Raw genomic sequence first — 16,892 nt, forward strand, 5'->3', positions numbered from 1 at the left:
TATCTCTATGACTTCAAATTAAACAAAAGGTTTAATCTGAGGTTAAATATGATTCTATTTTTTTTACTGCTATATGATAAGACGCTTTTAAGGCACCTTCACTAGTTTCTAATATGGTGGCTATCTCTTTATACTTTAGGTCATCAAAGTATTTCATATTGAATACTAACTGTTGTTTTTGTGGTAAAGTTGCAACGGCTTTTTGTAATTTAAGCTGTATAGCATCTCCTTCAAAATAAACATCAGCAGTCAAATTATTAATGGCATTGTTTTGATGTTCTTCATTAGAAATTTGTAAGCGCTTTGCATTTTTATTGATATGAGTAATGGATTCATTTGTTGCAATGCGGTAGAGCCATGAATATAATTTGCTATCTCCTTTAAACTTATCGATACTTCGATAGACTTTAATAAAGGTATTCTGTAAAACATCATCAGCATCATCATGCGAAATAACAATTTTACGGATATGCCAATACAGACGCTCTTTATAGAGACTCAGTAATTCTCTAAAAGCAGCTTCTTTAGATTTAGGATTTTGAAGTCGTAGTATGAAATCCGATTCGTTTGTCAAGTAAAATACTTTTGTAATTAGACTTATGAAATTAATAAAAGTTTAATCATCGAAATTGTTGAAAATTCATAGAATTTAATAAGTAGTTGATAACCAATTATTTATAATATTTTATATCGATAAAAAGCATAAAAATACGATAAAAAGCACTTTTTTCTTGTTTAACTACATTATTTATTATATGTTTGACTCAGCTTAACCTATAATTGTTATCAGTGTCCCCAAATCTGGTAACAAAAAGAAAAGGATGTACCATTGGTGCATCCTTTTTCAATTTATTTTGGTTTTTAGTGTTATTCAAAACTTTGCATTTCAACTAATCTTTTATAAGCACCATTTTTACCGAGTAATTCAGAATGTGTGCCCTGCTCAACAATTTCACCTTTTTGCATGACCACAATAAGGTCGGCAGTTTGAATGGTTGAAAGACGATGTGCAATAACTATAGATGTTCTATTTTTCATCATATTTTCCAAAGCATTTTGCACTAGACGTTCACTTTCAGTGTCTAGGGCAGAAGTGGCTTCATCTAAAATCATAATTGGAGGATTCTTTAAGACGGCTCTAGCAATACTTATGCGCTGTTTCTGTCCTCCAGATAATTTACCACCAGAATCACCAATATTTGTGTTGATGCCTTGTGGTAATTCTTTTACAAATTCCCAAGCATTGGCGATTTTAAGAGCTTCTAAAACTTCGTCCTCTGTTGCATCTTCTTTACCTAAAAGAAGATTGTTTTTAATAGTATCGTTAAACAGTATAGAGTCTTGAGTTACAATGCCCATTAGATTGCGTAAGGAATGTTTTGTTAGCGTTTTGATATCATTACCATCAATACTTATTGAACCTTCATTAACATCATAAAAACGCGTTACCAAATTCGCGATGGTACTTTTTCCACTTCCGGATTGGCCAACTAAAGCTACACTTTTGCCTTTTGGCACTGTCAGCGAAAAGTTTTTGAGTACTAAATCTTCTTCATATTTAAATGAAATATTGTCTATACAAATGTCAGAGCTAAAGTCCTGTTTTGTTATCGCATCAGGTCCGTCTTCCAATGGTGATCTTGTCTCTAATATTTCTAAAATTCTATCTGCAGCTGCATTGCCAGCTTTTACTTTGTAGCTTGCTTTGCTAATAGCCTTTGCAGGAGTTAATATTTGATAAGCTAGCGCCATATAAGTGATAAAGGCACCTCCCGTTAAGGTTTTTTCTATTAAAACCATAGACCCGCCATACCACAGTAACGCTGCAATTGTAACAATACCTAAAAACTCACTGGTTGGCGATGCTAAGTTTTGTCGATTCATCAATTTGTTAGAAAAACTATAAAATCGGTTTGTAGATTCTTGAAATTGCTTATTGAATCGGTCTTGTGCATTAAACCCTTTAATAACCTTAAGTCCGCTTAAAGTCTCTTCTAATGTAGATAAGAAAATACCTTGTTCGGTTTGTACACGATTGGATTTTTTCTTGAGACTTTTTCCAATTCTTGAAATGATAAAACCAGAAATTGGAATAAAAAGAAATACAAAAATTGTCAGCTTAACAGAAATTGTAAACATGGCAATAATTGCAAATAAAATAGTTAGTGGCTCTTTAACTATTAGTTCTAAAATGGCAAGCAAAGAATTTTTAACTTCATTCACATCGCCCGAAATTCGAGCGATAATATCTCCTTTCTTCTTTTCAGAATAATAGGAAATAGGTAAGGTTAAGACCTTGTCATAAATTTCATTTCGAAGTCCTTTCAGTACACCATTTCTTAGAAAGGTTATAAAATAAAGACCTAAATAATTGAATAAGTTCTTAAGAAGGAAGAGCGAAATTATCAGAATTATCATATACAACAGAGAGCGCTGTGGGCCAAACTCATCAGAGGTTGATGTTATAAAATAATTCATGGAACTTTCCAGATATTCCTTTAAATCTGTAAAACCTTTATACTCTGGTTTAACAGTAACTTTTTTGCCTTCTCCAAATAATACATTAATCATTGGCATTAACGACACCATGGCTAGTGTACTAAAGAGCGCATAGAAAATATTTGATATGATATTTAAAATCCCATAACGTTTGTATGGGATAATAAATCTTGAAAGCTTTTTTATATAATTCATTGACTATAAATTCATATCCTTAAGGATAGCATCAATCTTACGTTCCAATAACTGCTCCGTTTTTAGAAAATCAGACACATTGTCAAGTTCTGTATTTACACTGATATAGAATTTTATTTTTGGCTCTGTACCACTTGGTCTCAAAGCTATTTTACTACCATCTTCAGTATAGTAAATAAGAACATTGGATTTCGGAATGTCTATAGCTTCTTCTTTTCCTGTTAGCATATCTTTCGCAACGGATAATTGATAATCTTCAATTCTAACCACCTTAGATCTATTAACAGTTTTAAAAGGATTTTCTCTAGAATCGATCATTATCTGCTTGATTTCCTGAGCACCTTCAATCCCTTTCTTTGTTAAGGATACTAAACGCTCTTTATAGAAGCCATGCTCCAAATATAAATCGATAAGTTTCTCATAGAGTGTTTTACCTTCTGCTTTTGCTTGTGCAGCAATTTCGCAAGCTAATAGGGTGGAAGTTACGGCATCTTTATCCCTGACAAAATCACCAACCATGAATCCAAAGCTCTCTTCACCACCACCAATAAAATCGAGTTCAGGGAAGTCGACGATCATTTTGGCAATCCATTTAAAACCTGTTAGACCAATTTTACATTCAACACCATAGGCATTTGAAAGCACAGACATCATTGGAGTGGACACAATGGTAGAACCAACGAATTGATTACCATTAATCTTACCAGCATTCTTCCATTGTCTTAAAAGGAAATCGGTCATAATAATCATGGTTTGATTTCCATTAAGAATTACTAGTTCTCCGTCTAAATCTCTAACTACAACACCCAATCGATCGCAATCTGGATCTGTACCAATTACAATATCTCCACCAACTTTTTCAGCCAATTCCATTGCCATTTTAAGAGCTTCGGTTTCCTCTGGATTTGGTGATACCACAGTTGGGAAGTCTCCATTAGGATCTTTTTGTTCCTCCACAATATTGACATTGGTATATCCAGCACGACTCAAAGTCTCAGGAATAGACTTTATTGAAGTACCATGTAAAGAGGTAAATACAATATTTAAATTTTCACGTGCTTCAGAAGCGGTATCAAAACTTCCATTTTTTACAGAATTGGAAATAAACACATCGTCAATGTCTTTTCCTATGTATTGAATTAAGTCTGAATTACTGTCAAACTTAATTTCTGAATAATCTAACTTATTAATCTCTGCAATGATTTCTCCATCTTGTGGTGGTACTAATTGTCCACCATCTTGCCAGTACACCTTATAACCATTATATTCTGGTGGATTATGCGATGCGGTCAAAACAATACCACAATGGCAATTTAAATGTTTTAGGGCAAATGACAATTCTGGTGTAGGTCTTAAATCTTCAAATAAGTAAACCATAATTCCATTGGCAGAAAATACATCTGCTACAACCTTACCAAAGGTGTCACTATTATGGCGACAATCGTAAGCAATAGCTACTTTTACCTGTTCGCCAGGAAACGCCTGTTTTAAATAGTTACTTAGGCCTTGGGTATTTTTTCCGAGTGTATATTGATTAATACGGTTGGTGCCTAATCCCATAATACCACGCATTCCGCCTGTTCCAAATTCAAGGTCTTTATAAAAACTTTCTTCTAGACCTTTAGGATCGGAAGCAATCATATGTTTTATAGCAGCTTGTGTATCAGTGTCAAAACTTGGAGTTAACCAAGAATTCACACGGTCTAGAATTTCAGGTTTAATATGAATCATGAGTTAAAATTTAGATCGCTACAAATTTAAACAATCTGAAATAGCATAGTTTAATCTACCTAAAAATAATATGAAGATCAATCGATATTTAAAGTATCTTGAATAAAATAGCGTTGTTGTTGGCGCTTAGACCTAAGAATGAGTTCCCCTAAAAAGCCAGCAATAAACAATTGCGAGCCAATAATCATCGTGGCTAAGGCAATATAAAATTGAGGTCTATCAGTGATGAGGCGTCCTGTTGGATTTATAAAAAGCTTGTCAATTCCTAAGTAAAAAGCAAAACCAAATCCTATGAAGAACATAAGTACACCTAAAGAGCCAAAAAGGTGCATTGGGCGTTTACCAAACCTAGAAATAAAGGAAATGGAAATAAGATCTAAAAATCCATTAATAAAGCGATTCATACCAAATTTTGTACGTCCATACTTTCGTGCTTGATGCTTAACAATTTTTTCTCCAATATTGCCAAAACCAGCATTTTCAGCTAGTACAGGTATGTACCGATGCATTTCACCATACACATCAATGTGCTTAACTACTTCATTAGAATAAGCCTTTAGACCACAATTAAAGTCGTTTAGTTTTACTTTTGACGTTCGTCGGGCTGCCCAATTAAATAGCTTTGATGGGAGATTTTTTGAAATAACAGAATCAAAACGTTTCTTTTTCCATCCAGAAACGAGGTCATAACCTTCTTCAATGACCATTTTATACAATTCTGGTATTTCTTCTGGATTATCTTGTAAATCGGCATCCATGGTAATAACAACATTACCCGAAGCTTTCTCAAAACCAGCATGAAGTGCTTGAGACTTACCAAAGTTTTTTAGAAACCTTATGCCCTTAATATTTTGATTGGATTGAGATAGTTCAGTTATGGTTTGCCAAGATTCATCAGTAGAACCATCGTCTATAAAAAGTAATTCATAAGAAAACGAATTGGATTGCATCACAGATACAATCCAATCGTGCAATTCTTTTAAAGAGTCTTTCTCGTTTAGTAGTGGTATAACTACTGATATATCCATAGAAATGCGTTGTCTAATATAGACTCCAAAAATAAAGAAATTATTTAAGCAGCATTAGGGTCTGTTTTTTTAACCACAAGCGCTACGATAAGTCCAACAATACTAAATCCTAATAGCTGGTATGCAATGGATTTGAATGAGTTGCCGACTGAAAAGAAACTTCCTTGTTCTTCCATTTGCTTTAAGGCCTCATCAATCGATGCTTGCGGTGCACCAAAGTTTTCCATCATTTGAAGTTGTGATTCAATAATTTTTTCTTGTAAAATTGTTGCCGCTTCGGGATCTACAAAATTGAATATTACTAAGCCAATTAAAGCAGGTATAACAATACCAATCGCTACTGTTACAAAAAATGCTGTAAATGCATTTTTAAAGGAAATAAAACCACCTGATATACTTCTTGCTTTAACAGCGGAAACTACTCCAAAAATAATAACTAGAAGTAATTGCAAAATTCCGAACCACCATTGTGTAAAAAGGTCTAAGTAAACGGCATATCCAATAATTGTAAATGAACTTAGGATTAAAGCTAGGTAAAGACCGTATTGCGTAGCTGATGATTTAATTGATTTTTCCATAATAAAGCTCGTGTTTTTTAGTTAATCGAATAGTTAGTACTCAAAGATAGAGATTTGTTACAGCAATTGATAAAATAAAAATTATTAAAAAGATTGTAAATTTCTAAAAAATACTTAAATTTGCACCTCGAAAAAATCGAAATACACTAAAGCATTTAGCGATGAAAGCAGGAATACATCCAGAAAATTATAGAGTAGTAGCATTTAAAGATATGTCTAACGATGATATCTTCTTAACCAAATCTACTGCAGATACAAATGAGACTATAGAAGTAGATGGTGTTGAATATCCACTAGTAAAGTTGGAAATTTCTAGAACATCTCATCCATATTATACTGGTAAATCTAAATTAGTAGATACTGCTGGTCGTATTGATAAATTCAAAAACAAATACGCTAAGTTTAAGAAATAAGCTAAGCTTGCACATCAACGAGAAAGCCTTTCTGTTATCAGAAAGGCTTTTTTGTTTTCTCCAATTACCCTACTTTTGATCAGTACAAAAGGAAAACCTTAGCATGAATTATATTTTATTTGACGGTCCGTACAGGAACAACCTTCTGCCATTTACATATACACGACCAGTTGCGGACATCAGAGTTGGAATACTAACCATTCGTCAGAAGTGGGAGTCCTATTTAGAATATACGACTACCACTGTGACGGAAGATTACTTAGCCGATAAGTTTCCAATGGTAGAAATGGCCGAAAATATTATGATTAATGCATCATTTCTTCCCAATGCTGAGGTTGTGGCTTTGGTTAAAAATTTATCGCATAATCAAGCTTTATTTAAGGATGAAGATGTTATAGCATTCTTTGCCACAGAAGGAGAAGAGGTTATGGATTTTTCAGCTTTTGAAGCTATAGATTTTGAAGGCGATATAATTAAAATAGAACATACTTGGGATATTTTCTCTAAAAATGGAGAAGCCATCGAAGAAGACTTTAAATTCATTACAAAAAATCGAAATTCAGAAGCTATACCAGCAACGGTAAATACCATTAACCCAGAAAATATTTTTATCGAGGAAGGTGCTAAGTTAAATTTTGTGACCTTAAATGCGAGTTCAGGTCCAATATACATAGGTAAAGATGCGGAAATTATGGAAGGTAGCGTTGTTCGTGGACCGCTTGCATTGTGCCATAATGCTACTATAAAATTGGCCGCTAAAATTTATGGTCCTACTACAGTTGGACCCTTTAGTAAAGTAGGTGGAGAGGTTAATAATTCAGTACTATTTGGATATTCTAACAAAGGCCATGATGGTTTCTTAGGGAACTCAGTTTTAGGAGAATGGTGTAATATGGGTGCTGATTCTAACAACTCTAACTTAAAGAACAATTATGCTGAAGTTAGACTTTGGGATTATGAAACTGGTGGATTTGCAAGAACAGGGTTGCAGTTTTGTGGTTTAATGATGGGAGATCACAGTAAGTGTGGTATTAACACTATGTTTAATACTGGTACAGTTGTTGGTGTAAGTGCTAATATCTTTGGAAGTGGATTCCCTCGAAATTTTATACCAAGTTTTTCTTGGGGAGGCCATAGCGGATTTGTAACCTTTAAAACTAATAAAGCTTTTGAAGTTGCAGAAGTAGTCATGGCGAGGCGTAAAGAAGAATTTACAGACAAGGATAAAGCCATATTAGAACACGTGTTTGAAGAAACGAAACAATACAGAAGAGATTAAAACATTATGAAAACCAAATTTACACTACTACTTACGTTTATTATGACCTACGGATTTACTCAAAGTGAAGATGTAACTGTCAAGAATCTTAAACTCAATACACAACTCGACCATTTTGCAGCACGCGTGGTTGGAGAAAAGGTGTTTTTTAGTCATAATTTAAAAACAAAACGCGGTCGACCAATCAAAGATAAATATGATGGCTTTATTTATGTAATGTACGAGGCACCATTGCGTGACGATGGTGCGATTGAAAATGAAACACCTGTGGTGAAAACTGAGTTAGGCCGATTTAATATGTCGTCAGCAACCTTTTCCAAGGACGGAAAATACATGTACTTTACCACAAATCATCAAGGGAAAGGTACTAATAAACTGAAAGGCATTGAGACCTATAATTTACAGATACAACGTGCAGAATATGTCGAAGGACAAGGTTGGACCAATTTTGAGACCTTAGCATTTTGTAAACCCGATAATAATTTTGCACATCCTGCTTTAAGTCCAGATGGAAGCACCTTATATTTTATTTCAGATATAAAAGGCACAAAAGGAAAATCGGATTTATATAAGGTGTCGGTTACTGATCATAAGACTTATGGAGAAATCACAAGTTTGGGAGAAACTATCAATTCTTCTCGTACAGAAATATTCCCATTCATTAGTGCAGATAACAAGCTTTATTTTACTTCAAATCGCAGAGGTGGCAAAGGAGGTTTAGATATTTATGTTTACGATTTAAATTCTCAAGATGCGGAACAAGTGCCTACATCTCTTAACGAACCTATTAATAGTCGTGGTGATGACTTTTCTTTTTTCTTAAATGAGGAGTTAACTTCTGGGTATTTATCATCAAGACGATCTCGTGGTGAGGGTGGAGACGATTTGTACTATTTTGAGAAGTTTTAGTGTTTTTTAACGTTTTTAAGCTCTAGTAGGTTGGTAGCATTAATACCAAGTCCTTTTACGTCTTTTCGAGTAAAACGGACCACTTCATCATAGAATAAAGGCACTATTGGTGCTGTTGCCATAACTAAGGAATCCATCTTAGTGTAAAGCGCTTCGCGATTTGTAATATCAGTTTCTAAATACGACGCTTCGTAAAGTGCATCGAATTCAGTATTTGAATAATGGGTATAATTTGGGCCATTTGGAGCAAAATTTTTACTGTAATAGAGTGATAAATAATTCTCAGCATCAGGATAATCAGCAATCCAGCTCGCTCTAAAAAAATCTAATTGACCATTGGCTTTCGCATCTTTTAAGCTTGAAGCAGGAATAACATCTACATTAACTTCAATGCCTATTTTCTGAATCTCACGTTGAATAAACTCACAAAAACTCAGATAATTACTTGTAGTCGTTAAGGTGATTTCTGGATTTTGAATGCCAGTATCGTCTTTAAATTCGGAGACCAAAGCTTTGGCTTTTTCTAGTTGATATGAAAATCCAATAGCGTTATCATAACCTGGTAGTCCTTTAGGTATAAACCCACCATTAGCTGGTATACCAATACCATTTCGTAAATAGGTCATCATTTTAGCGCGATCAAACCCCATGTTTATAGCTTGTCTCAATTTTTGCGATTGTAATTCATTGACATCGGACTCCATATAAAAGGCTAAATATTCTGTATTTAAATATGGACCACGAATCATGTTTACATCCTTTTTATACAGCTCACGTAATTGCCCTTCACTAGTAAGAATTTCGTCTTTATACGAAGCATCGAGACCAGAAACAAAATCGATATTACCTTGTGCAAATTGCAAAAATTCACTTTGCTTATCAGGCAAGAAGGTTACAGCTACAGCTTCAAGGTATGGCAATTGTTGTCCTTTGCTATCGACTTCAAAGTAATTATTGTTTCGTCTATAAACGAGCTTAATATTTTCCTCCCATCGTTTAAATTTGAAAGGTCCTGTTCCAATTGGATGAGATCTGAAGTCACTGCCGTAATGCGATACAATTTCTTTTGGTACTACAGAGCAGTATTTCATGGTAAGTAGTCCAAGGAAAGCTGGAAAGGGTTGTTTTAGTTTAATCTCAAAAATGGAATCGTTAACTGCTGAATAATGATCAACCTTATTCAATACCCAACTTCCTGGCGAAGCTAAGGTTTTGTCTTGTAATCGTTTAAAGCTATAAACAAAATCAGAGGCCTTAACCGGTCTTGTAGAATCTTTACCAAAACGCTCGTGTTCATGAAAGTTTACATCATCTCTTAAAATAAATGTGTAGGTTGTGGCGCTATCACTAACCGTCCAGCTTTTAGCAATACATGGTTTTACATTAAGCTGTTCATCCATTTGTACTAAGCCATTAAAAAGCTGATGTGTAGCCCAAATGTCAGCCAGGTCTTTAGAGAATGCAGGATCCAAAGATCCAATATTCTTATGCTCATTATATCTAAAAACAAGTTGATCCTTGCTGGCAGTTGTCTCTGACTTGCAAGCGTATAGAAGGACAAAAATTAAGAATGGAAATCTTATGAGTTTTAGCATATAACTAATATGTTGTAAATTTGCCAACTTGGTAAAAATACAAGAATGAACCCAACAAAAAAAGTCGCATTTTACACCTTAGGTTGTAAGCTTAACTTCTCTGAAACTTCTACAATAGCAAGAAGTTTTAAAGATGAGGGTTTTCAGCGTGTAGACTTTAGTGAAACAGCGGATATTTATGTGATTAATACCTGTTCCGTTACTGAAAATGCTGACAAACGCTTTAAAACCATTGTGAAGCAAGCTCAAAAGGTAAATCCTGACGCCTTTGTTGCTGCTATTGGTTGTTATGCACAGCTTAAGCCGGAAGAGTTAGCTGATGTTAATGGTGTAGATTTAGTCTTGGGTGCTACTGAAAAATTTAAAATCACAGATTATCTTAACGACCTTTCCAAAAACCATTTTGGCGAAGTACATAGCTGTGAAATTGAAGAAGCCGATTTTTATGTTGGAAGTTATTCAATTGGTGATAGAACACGAGCATTCTTGAAAGTTCAAGATGGCTGCGATTATAAATGTACCTACTGTACCATTCCTTTAGCTAGAGGAATTTCCAGAAGTGATACCATGACAAACGTACTGAAGAACGCTCGAGAGATTTCAGAACAAGGTATAAAGGAGATTGTGTTAACTGGTGTCAATATTGGTGATTATGGGAAAGGTGAATTTGGAAATAAAAAACATGAGCATACTTTTTTAGATTTAGTGACTGAGTTAGATAAAGTTGAAGGTATTGAGCGCTTACGTATTTCTTCAATAGAGCCAAACCTTCTAAAAAATGAGACTATTGATTTAGTGTCTAAATCAAGAGCTTTTGTGCCGCATTTTCATGTGCCGTTACAAAGTGGTAGCAATGACATCTTAAAAAAGATGAAGCGTCGCTATTTGAGAGAATTATATACAGATCGTGTAAGTAAGATTAAGGAGGTAATGCCACATGCTTGCATAGGAGTAGATGTTATTGTAGGATTTCCTGGTGAAACAGATGAACACTTCTTAGAAACCTATAACTTCCTAAACACGTTAGATATTTCTTATTTGCATGTGTTTACTTATTCTGAGCGCGATAATACAGAGGCTGCAGAGATGGAAGGTGTAGTGCCTAAAAATGTGAGAGCAAAACGTAGCAAAATGCTACGTGGTTTATCGGCTAAAAAACGTCGTGCTTATTATGAGCAACAATTAGGTTCTAAACGTACCGTTTTGTTTGAAGGCGAAAACAAAGAAGGCTATATACATGGCTTTACCGAAAACTATGTTAAAGTAAAAACACCTTGGAATCCCGAACTTGTAAATACACTTCATGAGGTTAAACTCACTACTATTGATGACGACGGATTGGTGAGATTTGAATTTATAAAAACACTAGTATCCTAAATCAAAAAACCCGAAACTATCACAGTTTCGGGTTTTTAATTTATTTCTTTTTCAATTATATGCGAATACCAACAGGTAGCATTCGCTTATATTTTCTATTTCCTCTTACAAATTTTGCAATCTCTGGACTTGTTGGCACCATACTGATATTACGATCTTTAATATCATCGAATACCATAGCTAAAAACTCTTTTTCAAACTCGAGGGATTTAATTGTTTCAGGAATAATCATCTTTGTTAAAAATATTTTACGCTCTTGTAAAGAATATTCTATAACAGCCATATCATTTTCAACCTTTAATTCATATTGACGCAGAAAGTCATTATCAATCAATTCAGCAGTTTCAGTCATAATTTTCTTTGTTTTTTAAGTTAGCGGTTGGCAAGTAGATACTACATTTTCTGTAATTTTGCAGTGCAAAGGTACAAAAAATCAACGAGAGTTGTAAGTGTTTGCTTTTAAAACCTTTAAGTATAGGTGATTGGCGCATAAGTGGCATCAAAAATAGCCTTGCTAAAAATTGACTCATGAACTCGACTAAAACCCATGTTTATCTTATGCCTGGTATGGCTGCAAACCCAAGCATATTTGAGTATATAAAGTTACCGGAATCTGCTTACCAAATACATTGGTTAGAATGGCAGATCCCTAATAAAGACGAGTCCTTGCAAGATTATGCGAAGCGCATGTGTAGCTTCGTTAAACATGATCATATAGTACTTTTGGGGGTGTCCTTTGGTGGCATATTAGTTCAGGAGATGAGCCATTTTTTAAACCTAAAAAATCTCTTTGTTGTATCCAGTGTTAAAACCCATCATGAATTACCTAAACGTTTAAAGTTTTTAAAACATACCAAAGCCTATAAAATATTACCAACCCAGCTTGTAGGAAATATTGATTTATTGGCAAAATATGCTTTTGGTGAGACAATAAAGAAGCGTATTGACTTATATAAAAAGTACCTCTCTGTCAGTGATAAAACTTATTTGGATTGGGCGATAAAACAAGTTGTGTGTTGGGAACAAGAAGAGCCGCATCCAGATGCTATTTATATTCATGGTGATAACGACATTGTGTTTCCGTATTCTTGTGAGGGCAATTGTATTGTTATAAAAGGAGGCACTCATATTATGATCATCAATAAGTATAAATGGTTTAATGAAAACCTACCAAAACTTATAGAGTCTTGAATTTGAAAGAATTAAATAGTTTATTACATTTAAAAAAAATAATACCATGCACATTTTTAAAAATATATTAGCCGCTGTTGGATTGGTCTGTGTTTCTGGACTTTTTATCTTTTCGATGCAGAAAGCACCTTCCGATGAAACTTTTGGAAAAGAAACGCCTATTGTTAATGATTATAATGTATATGCCTTAGAGATGCCTGAAGGATTAAACTTTGCCGGGGAAATGGTACCTGTAGAGAATCCTGATATTTTTGAGCGTATGGATAGAGAATTACTAGTCAATACATATTGGCAGTCTAATGGTTTATTAATGTTCAAACGATCTCAAAAGTATTTTCCTGTTATTGAACCTATTTTGAAGAAAAATGGTGTTCCTGAAGATTTTAAGTATTTAGCTGTTATAGAAAGTGGTCTTACAAATGCTGTTTCTCCGGCTGGTGCGAGAGGGTTTTGGCAAATCATGAAAACAACTGCAAGAGAGAATGGGTTAGAGGTTAATGCTAATGTAGATGAGCGTTATAATTTGGAAATGGCTACAGAAGTTGCATGTAAATATTTGAAGAAAGCGAAAGAAGAGTTAGGATCGTGGACTTTAGCAGCTGCAGCCTACAATGCTGGTAATGCAGGTATTTCTAGACGCTTAAAAGAGCAAGGTGTTAGTGATTATTACGATTTGCTTTTAGGTGAAGAAACAGGTCGTTACATGTTTAGAATTGTTGCGCTGAAGGAAATTTTGAACAACCCATCTACCTATGGCTTTAATTTTAATACTGGAGACTTGTATAATTATATTCCAACTTATAAAGTGGAAGTTGATACAGCGGTAACTGATTTTTCAACTTTTGCTAAGAGCTTTGGAATAAATTATAAAATTCTTAAGATTCATAACCCTTGGTTGAGAGAACGTCATCTCAATAATAAATCACGAAAAAAATATACCATAGAGATTCCTAAAGAAGGGTACTATAAATAGAAAAAAAGGCTTGAAATATATTCAAGCCTTTTTTTTTATCGTCTACTTCTTCGATTCTGTCTCGCCGAAGTTGGTTGTCCGTAATGCTGTTTCGGAATTGAGGCTTTTTTCATCTGCTGCTTCATCATTTTAATTTGCTCAGTCAACATATTACGCTTATCAAGTTGTTGAGCTTCTGCTAGTAATTTTTGAGCTTCCTGTTTTCTTCGCTTTGAAAAAGCTATACCTGCAAGATTTAATTTTGCCATAGCAAGATCGTGATCCATAGATAATCCTAAATCGATCGCTTTTTTAAAGTATTTTTCAGCTTCATTCATATTGGACTGCGACACCATAATACCATTAAGGTAGTTTAAATACCCCTGTTGTTTCTTAACTAAAGCTCCTTTAGGGTTTTTAATTTTATCTAACCACTTTTTGGCGCCGGCAAAATCTTGCTTACGCAGTCTAAAGAAGGCCAATAATATCATTTCGTTTTTAAAGTATAAGAAAATGAATACTAAGGATAACAGGATATACATTATACCATTACCGATATAACCTTCGGTAAATTGGTAGACTGCAAATGCAATTATTAAACCTGCAAGAACTAATTTTATATTTTTATTGAACATATATTCAGATTATTTTTTAAGGTGGGCAAAGTTAATAAATTTCTATAGAAATAATTTTATTTTGAAGCTTGCTAAAGTAAAAACTTGTTGTATATTTGCACGCAGTTTTGGAATAAGCCAAAGCAAAAGCGATAAAAAAGATTATAAAAAGATAAGACATGCCAAAAAGAACGTTTCAACCGTCAAAAAGAAAGAGAAGAAACAAGCACGGTTTTAGAGAAAGAATGGCTTCTGTAAACGGAAGAAAAGTTTTAGCACGTAGAAGAGCTAAAGGAAGAAAGAAATTGTCTGTATCTTCAGAATTAAGACATAAAAAATAATGATTAACAATTGTTAATATTTTAAAGGTGTTGCTTAGGTGTAACGCCTTTTTTTATACCCTATTGATATTTATTTTTGCAAACCAAAAGACAATCTCATGCCAAAAAATAAAAACATAAAATCTATTTTACTAATCGGTTCTGGACCAATTATCATAGGTCAGGCCTGCGAATTCGATTACTCTGGCTCACAAGCATTACGTTCGTTGAGAGAGGATGGAATTGAAACTGTTCTTATCAATTCTAATCCGGCAACCATCATGACGGATCCCTCAATGGCAGATCATGTTTATCTGTTGCCATTGACAACAAAGTCGATTATAAAGATTTTAAAAGAACACCCACAAATTGATGCTGTATTACCGACTATGGGAGGACAGACGGCATTGAATTTATGTATTGAAGCCGATGAAAAAGGCATTTGGGAAGACTTTAATGTAGAAATTATTGGTGTTAATATCGACGCTATTAATATTACTGAAGATAGAGAGAAATTTAGAGATTTAATGACCAAGATTGGTGTTGGCATGGCACCACAAGAACCAGCGACGTCCTTTTTAAGAGGAAAAGAAATTGCGCAAGAGTTTGGTTTTCCACTTTGTGTTAGAGCTTCATTTACACTTGGTGGCGCAGGAGCATCTATTGTATATAATGAAGAAGAGTTTGATGAATCGCTAACACGAGGTCTTGAGATATCACCTATTCATGAGGTGATGATTGATAAAGCACTTTTAGGTTGGAAAGAATATGAGTTAGAGTTATTACGTGACAAGAATGATAATGTTGTTATTATTTGTACCATTGAAAATATGGACCCAATGGGTATTCATACTGGTGACTCTATTACTGTAGCACCTGCAATGACCTTATCAGATAAAACTTTCCAGAAAATGCGTGATATGGCAATTCATATGATGCGTAGTATTGGAGATTTTGCTGGAGGCTGTAATGTACAGTTTGCTGTTAGTCCAGATGAGGAAGAAGAAATCATTGCCATAGAGATTAATCCACGTGTGTCACGTTCTTCGGCTTTAGCTAGTAAAGCCACTGGTTATCCTATTGCGAAAATCGCAGCTAAATTAGCTTTAGGTTATACGCTTGACGAATTAAGTAACCAAATTACAAAGTCAACATCGGCGTTATTTGAGCCTACATTAGACTATGTGATTGTAAAGATTCCTCGTTGGAACTTTGATAAGTTCGAAGGTTCAGATAGAACCTTAGGGTTACAGATGAAGGCTGTTGGTGAAGTGATGGCTATTGGACGTTCTTTCCAAGAAGCGCTTCATAAAGCCACACAATCTTTAGAAATTAAGCGAAATGGACTTGGTGCAGATGGTAAAGGTTATAAAGATTACGATACTATTATCAATAAACTGAAGTATGCTAGTTGGGATCGTGTTTTTGCCATATATGATGCCATTGAAATGGGTATTCCTTTGAGTCGTATTCATGAGATTACTAAAATTGATATGTGGTTCTTAAAGCAATATGAAGAATTATTCCAATTGCATAAAGAAATCTCAACCTACGATATTGAAACTATAGATCGCGAATTACTATTAGAAGCTAAGCAAAAAGGCTATGGAGATCGACAGATTGCTCATATGTTAGGCTGCTTAGAAAGTCAAGTATATAATAAACGTCGCGAATTTAATATTAATCGTGTTTACAAGTTGGTTGATACCTGTGCTGCTGAATTTAAAGCACAGACACCATACTACTACTCAACATTTGAGAGTGAGATGGAAACGGCAGACGGTACCGTCTTTGTAGCAAATGAAAGTGCAGTAACAGATAAAAAGAAAATTATTGTATTAGGTTCTGGTCCTAACAGAATTGGTCAAGGTATTGAGTTCGATTACTGCTGTGTTCATGGCGTATTAGCGGCATCAGAGTGTGGTTACGAAACCATTATGATTAACTGTAATCCGGAAACGGTATCTACGGACTTTGATATTGCAGATAAACTTTATTTTGAGCCTGTATTTTGGGAACATATTTATGATATTATCCAACACGAAAAACCAGAAGGTGTCATTGTGCAGCTTGGTGGACAAACAGCTTTGAAACTTGCTGAGAAGTTAGAACGCTATGGTGTTAAGATTATGGGTCCAAGTTTCCAATCTTAGGATTTAGCTGAAGATAGGGGAAGTTTCTCAACCTTATTGAAAGATAATAATATTCCTT

General features: G+C 34.4%; 15 protein-coding genes and 1 pseudogene. 8 read left to right on the top strand and 8 right to left on the bottom strand.

Annotated features, from left to right (window positions below):
• Positions 1-31 precede the first annotated feature (31 nt).
• The 5 genes from HRU49_RS02145 to HRU49_RS02165 all read right to left on the bottom strand — a co-directional run bounded on the left by HRU49_RS02145 (position 32) and on the right by HRU49_RS02165 (position 6,031).
• Entirely contained in the window at positions 32-574 is a 543-nt protein-coding gene (locus tag HRU49_RS02145) for an RNA polymerase sigma factor (protein ID WP_296353680.1), read from the bottom strand.
• A 293-nt stretch (positions 575-867) separates the two neighbouring features.
• A complete protein-coding gene (locus HRU49_RS02150; RefSeq protein WP_296353683.1) occupies positions 868-2,694 on the bottom strand; it encodes an ABC transporter ATP-binding protein in 1,827 nt (608 codons plus the stop codon).
• A 3-nt stretch (positions 2,695-2,697) separates the two neighbouring features.
• Positions 2,698-4,425: a phospho-sugar mutase gene (locus HRU49_RS02155; RefSeq protein ID WP_296353685.1), complete on the bottom strand. Its 1,728-nt coding sequence runs from the start codon at positions 4,423-4,425 to the stop codon at positions 2,698-2,700.
• Between the two features lie 77 nt (positions 4,426-4,502).
• Positions 4,503-5,453: a glycosyltransferase family 2 protein gene (locus tag HRU49_RS02160; RefSeq protein WP_296353687.1), complete on the bottom strand. Its 951-nt coding sequence runs from the start codon at positions 5,451-5,453 to the stop codon at positions 4,503-4,505.
• A gap of 44 nt (positions 5,454-5,497) precedes the next feature.
• Positions 5,498-6,031, bottom strand: coding sequence for a DUF4199 domain-containing protein (locus HRU49_RS02165; RefSeq protein WP_296353688.1), 534 nt, complete (start codon positions 6,029-6,031; stop codon positions 5,498-5,500).
• A 161-nt stretch (positions 6,032-6,192) separates the two neighbouring features.
• On the opposite strand from HRU49_RS02165, the gene HRU49_RS02170 reads away from it, so the two are divergent.
• From HRU49_RS02170 to HRU49_RS02180, 3 genes are all read left to right on the top strand, one after another.
• On the top strand, positions 6,193-6,444 hold the full coding sequence (locus tag HRU49_RS02170) for a type B 50S ribosomal protein L31 (RefSeq protein ID WP_296353690.1): 252 nt from the start codon (positions 6,193-6,195) through the stop codon (positions 6,442-6,444).
• A 103-nt stretch (positions 6,445-6,547) separates the two neighbouring features.
• Positions 6,548-7,723, top strand: a complete 1,176-nt coding sequence (locus tag HRU49_RS02175; protein WP_296353692.1) for a GlmU family protein — start codon at positions 6,548-6,550, stop codon at positions 7,721-7,723.
• Between the two features lie 6 nt (positions 7,724-7,729).
• Positions 7,730-8,632: a hypothetical protein gene (locus HRU49_RS02180; protein ID WP_296353694.1), complete on the top strand. Its 903-nt coding sequence runs from the start codon at positions 7,730-7,732 to the stop codon at positions 8,630-8,632.
• On the opposite strand, the gene HRU49_RS02185 is transcribed toward HRU49_RS02180, so the two are convergent.
• Entirely contained in the window at positions 8,629-10,227 is a 1,599-nt protein-coding gene (locus HRU49_RS02185; RefSeq protein WP_296353697.1) for an ABC transporter substrate-binding protein, read from the bottom strand. The genes HRU49_RS02180 and HRU49_RS02185 overlap by 4 nt on opposite strands.
• A 45-nt stretch (positions 10,228-10,272) precedes the next feature.
• On the opposite strand from HRU49_RS02185, the gene mtaB reads away from it, so the two are divergent.
• The gene (gene mtaB / locus HRU49_RS02190) at positions 10,273-11,604 is read left to right on the top strand and encodes a tRNA (N(6)-L-threonylcarbamoyladenosine(37)-C(2))-methylthiotransferase MtaB (RefSeq protein WP_296353699.1); all 1,332 of its coding nucleotides are present in this window, start codon (positions 10,273-10,275) and stop codon (positions 11,602-11,604) included.
• A gap of 55 nt (positions 11,605-11,659) precedes the next feature.
• Here the strand turns inward: mtaB and HRU49_RS02195 are convergent, their stop codons facing one another.
• A complete protein-coding gene (locus HRU49_RS02195; protein ID WP_296353701.1) occupies positions 11,660-11,956 on the bottom strand; it encodes an N-acetyltransferase in 297 nt (98 codons plus the stop codon).
• A 176-nt stretch (positions 11,957-12,132) separates the two neighbouring features.
• On the opposite strand from HRU49_RS02195, the gene HRU49_RS02200 reads away from it, so the two are divergent.
• Both HRU49_RS02200 and HRU49_RS02205 read left to right on the top strand, forming a co-directional pair.
• Complete coding sequence (locus tag HRU49_RS02200; protein WP_296353704.1) at positions 12,133-12,795, top strand: alpha/beta hydrolase; 663 nt, start codon at positions 12,133-12,135, stop codon at positions 12,793-12,795.
• 46 nt (positions 12,796-12,841) lie between these two features.
• Complete coding sequence (locus tag HRU49_RS02205) at positions 12,842-13,768, top strand: lytic transglycosylase domain-containing protein (RefSeq protein WP_296353706.1); 927 nt, start codon at positions 12,842-12,844, stop codon at positions 13,766-13,768.
• Between the two features lie 35 nt (positions 13,769-13,803).
• Here HRU49_RS02205 and HRU49_RS02210 read toward each other — a convergent pair whose 3' ends face one another.
• Positions 13,804-14,382 carry a DUF2892 domain-containing protein gene (locus HRU49_RS02210; RefSeq protein ID WP_296353707.1) on the bottom strand — a complete coding sequence of 193 codons (579 nt, stop codon included), beginning with the start codon at positions 14,380-14,382 and terminating at the stop codon, positions 13,804-13,806.
• Positions 14,383-14,540: 158 nt separating this feature from the next.
• Between HRU49_RS02210 and rpmH the strand changes: the two genes are divergently transcribed.
• Both rpmH and carB read left to right on the top strand, forming a co-directional pair.
• Positions 14,541-14,702, top strand: a complete 162-nt coding sequence (gene rpmH / locus HRU49_RS02215; protein ID WP_138434274.1) for a 50S ribosomal protein L34 — start codon at positions 14,541-14,543, stop codon at positions 14,700-14,702.
• 98 nt (positions 14,703-14,800) lie between these two features.
• Positions 14,801-16,831: pseudogene (gene carB, locus HRU49_RS02220) on the top strand (carbamoyl-phosphate synthase large subunit); the annotation flags it as partial.
• Positions 16,832-16,892: the final 61 nt, after the last annotated feature.

This window comes from Winogradskyella sp. (genome assembly GCF_013213975.1).
Classification (GTDB): Bacteria; Bacteroidota; Bacteroidia; order Flavobacteriales; family Flavobacteriaceae; genus Winogradskyella.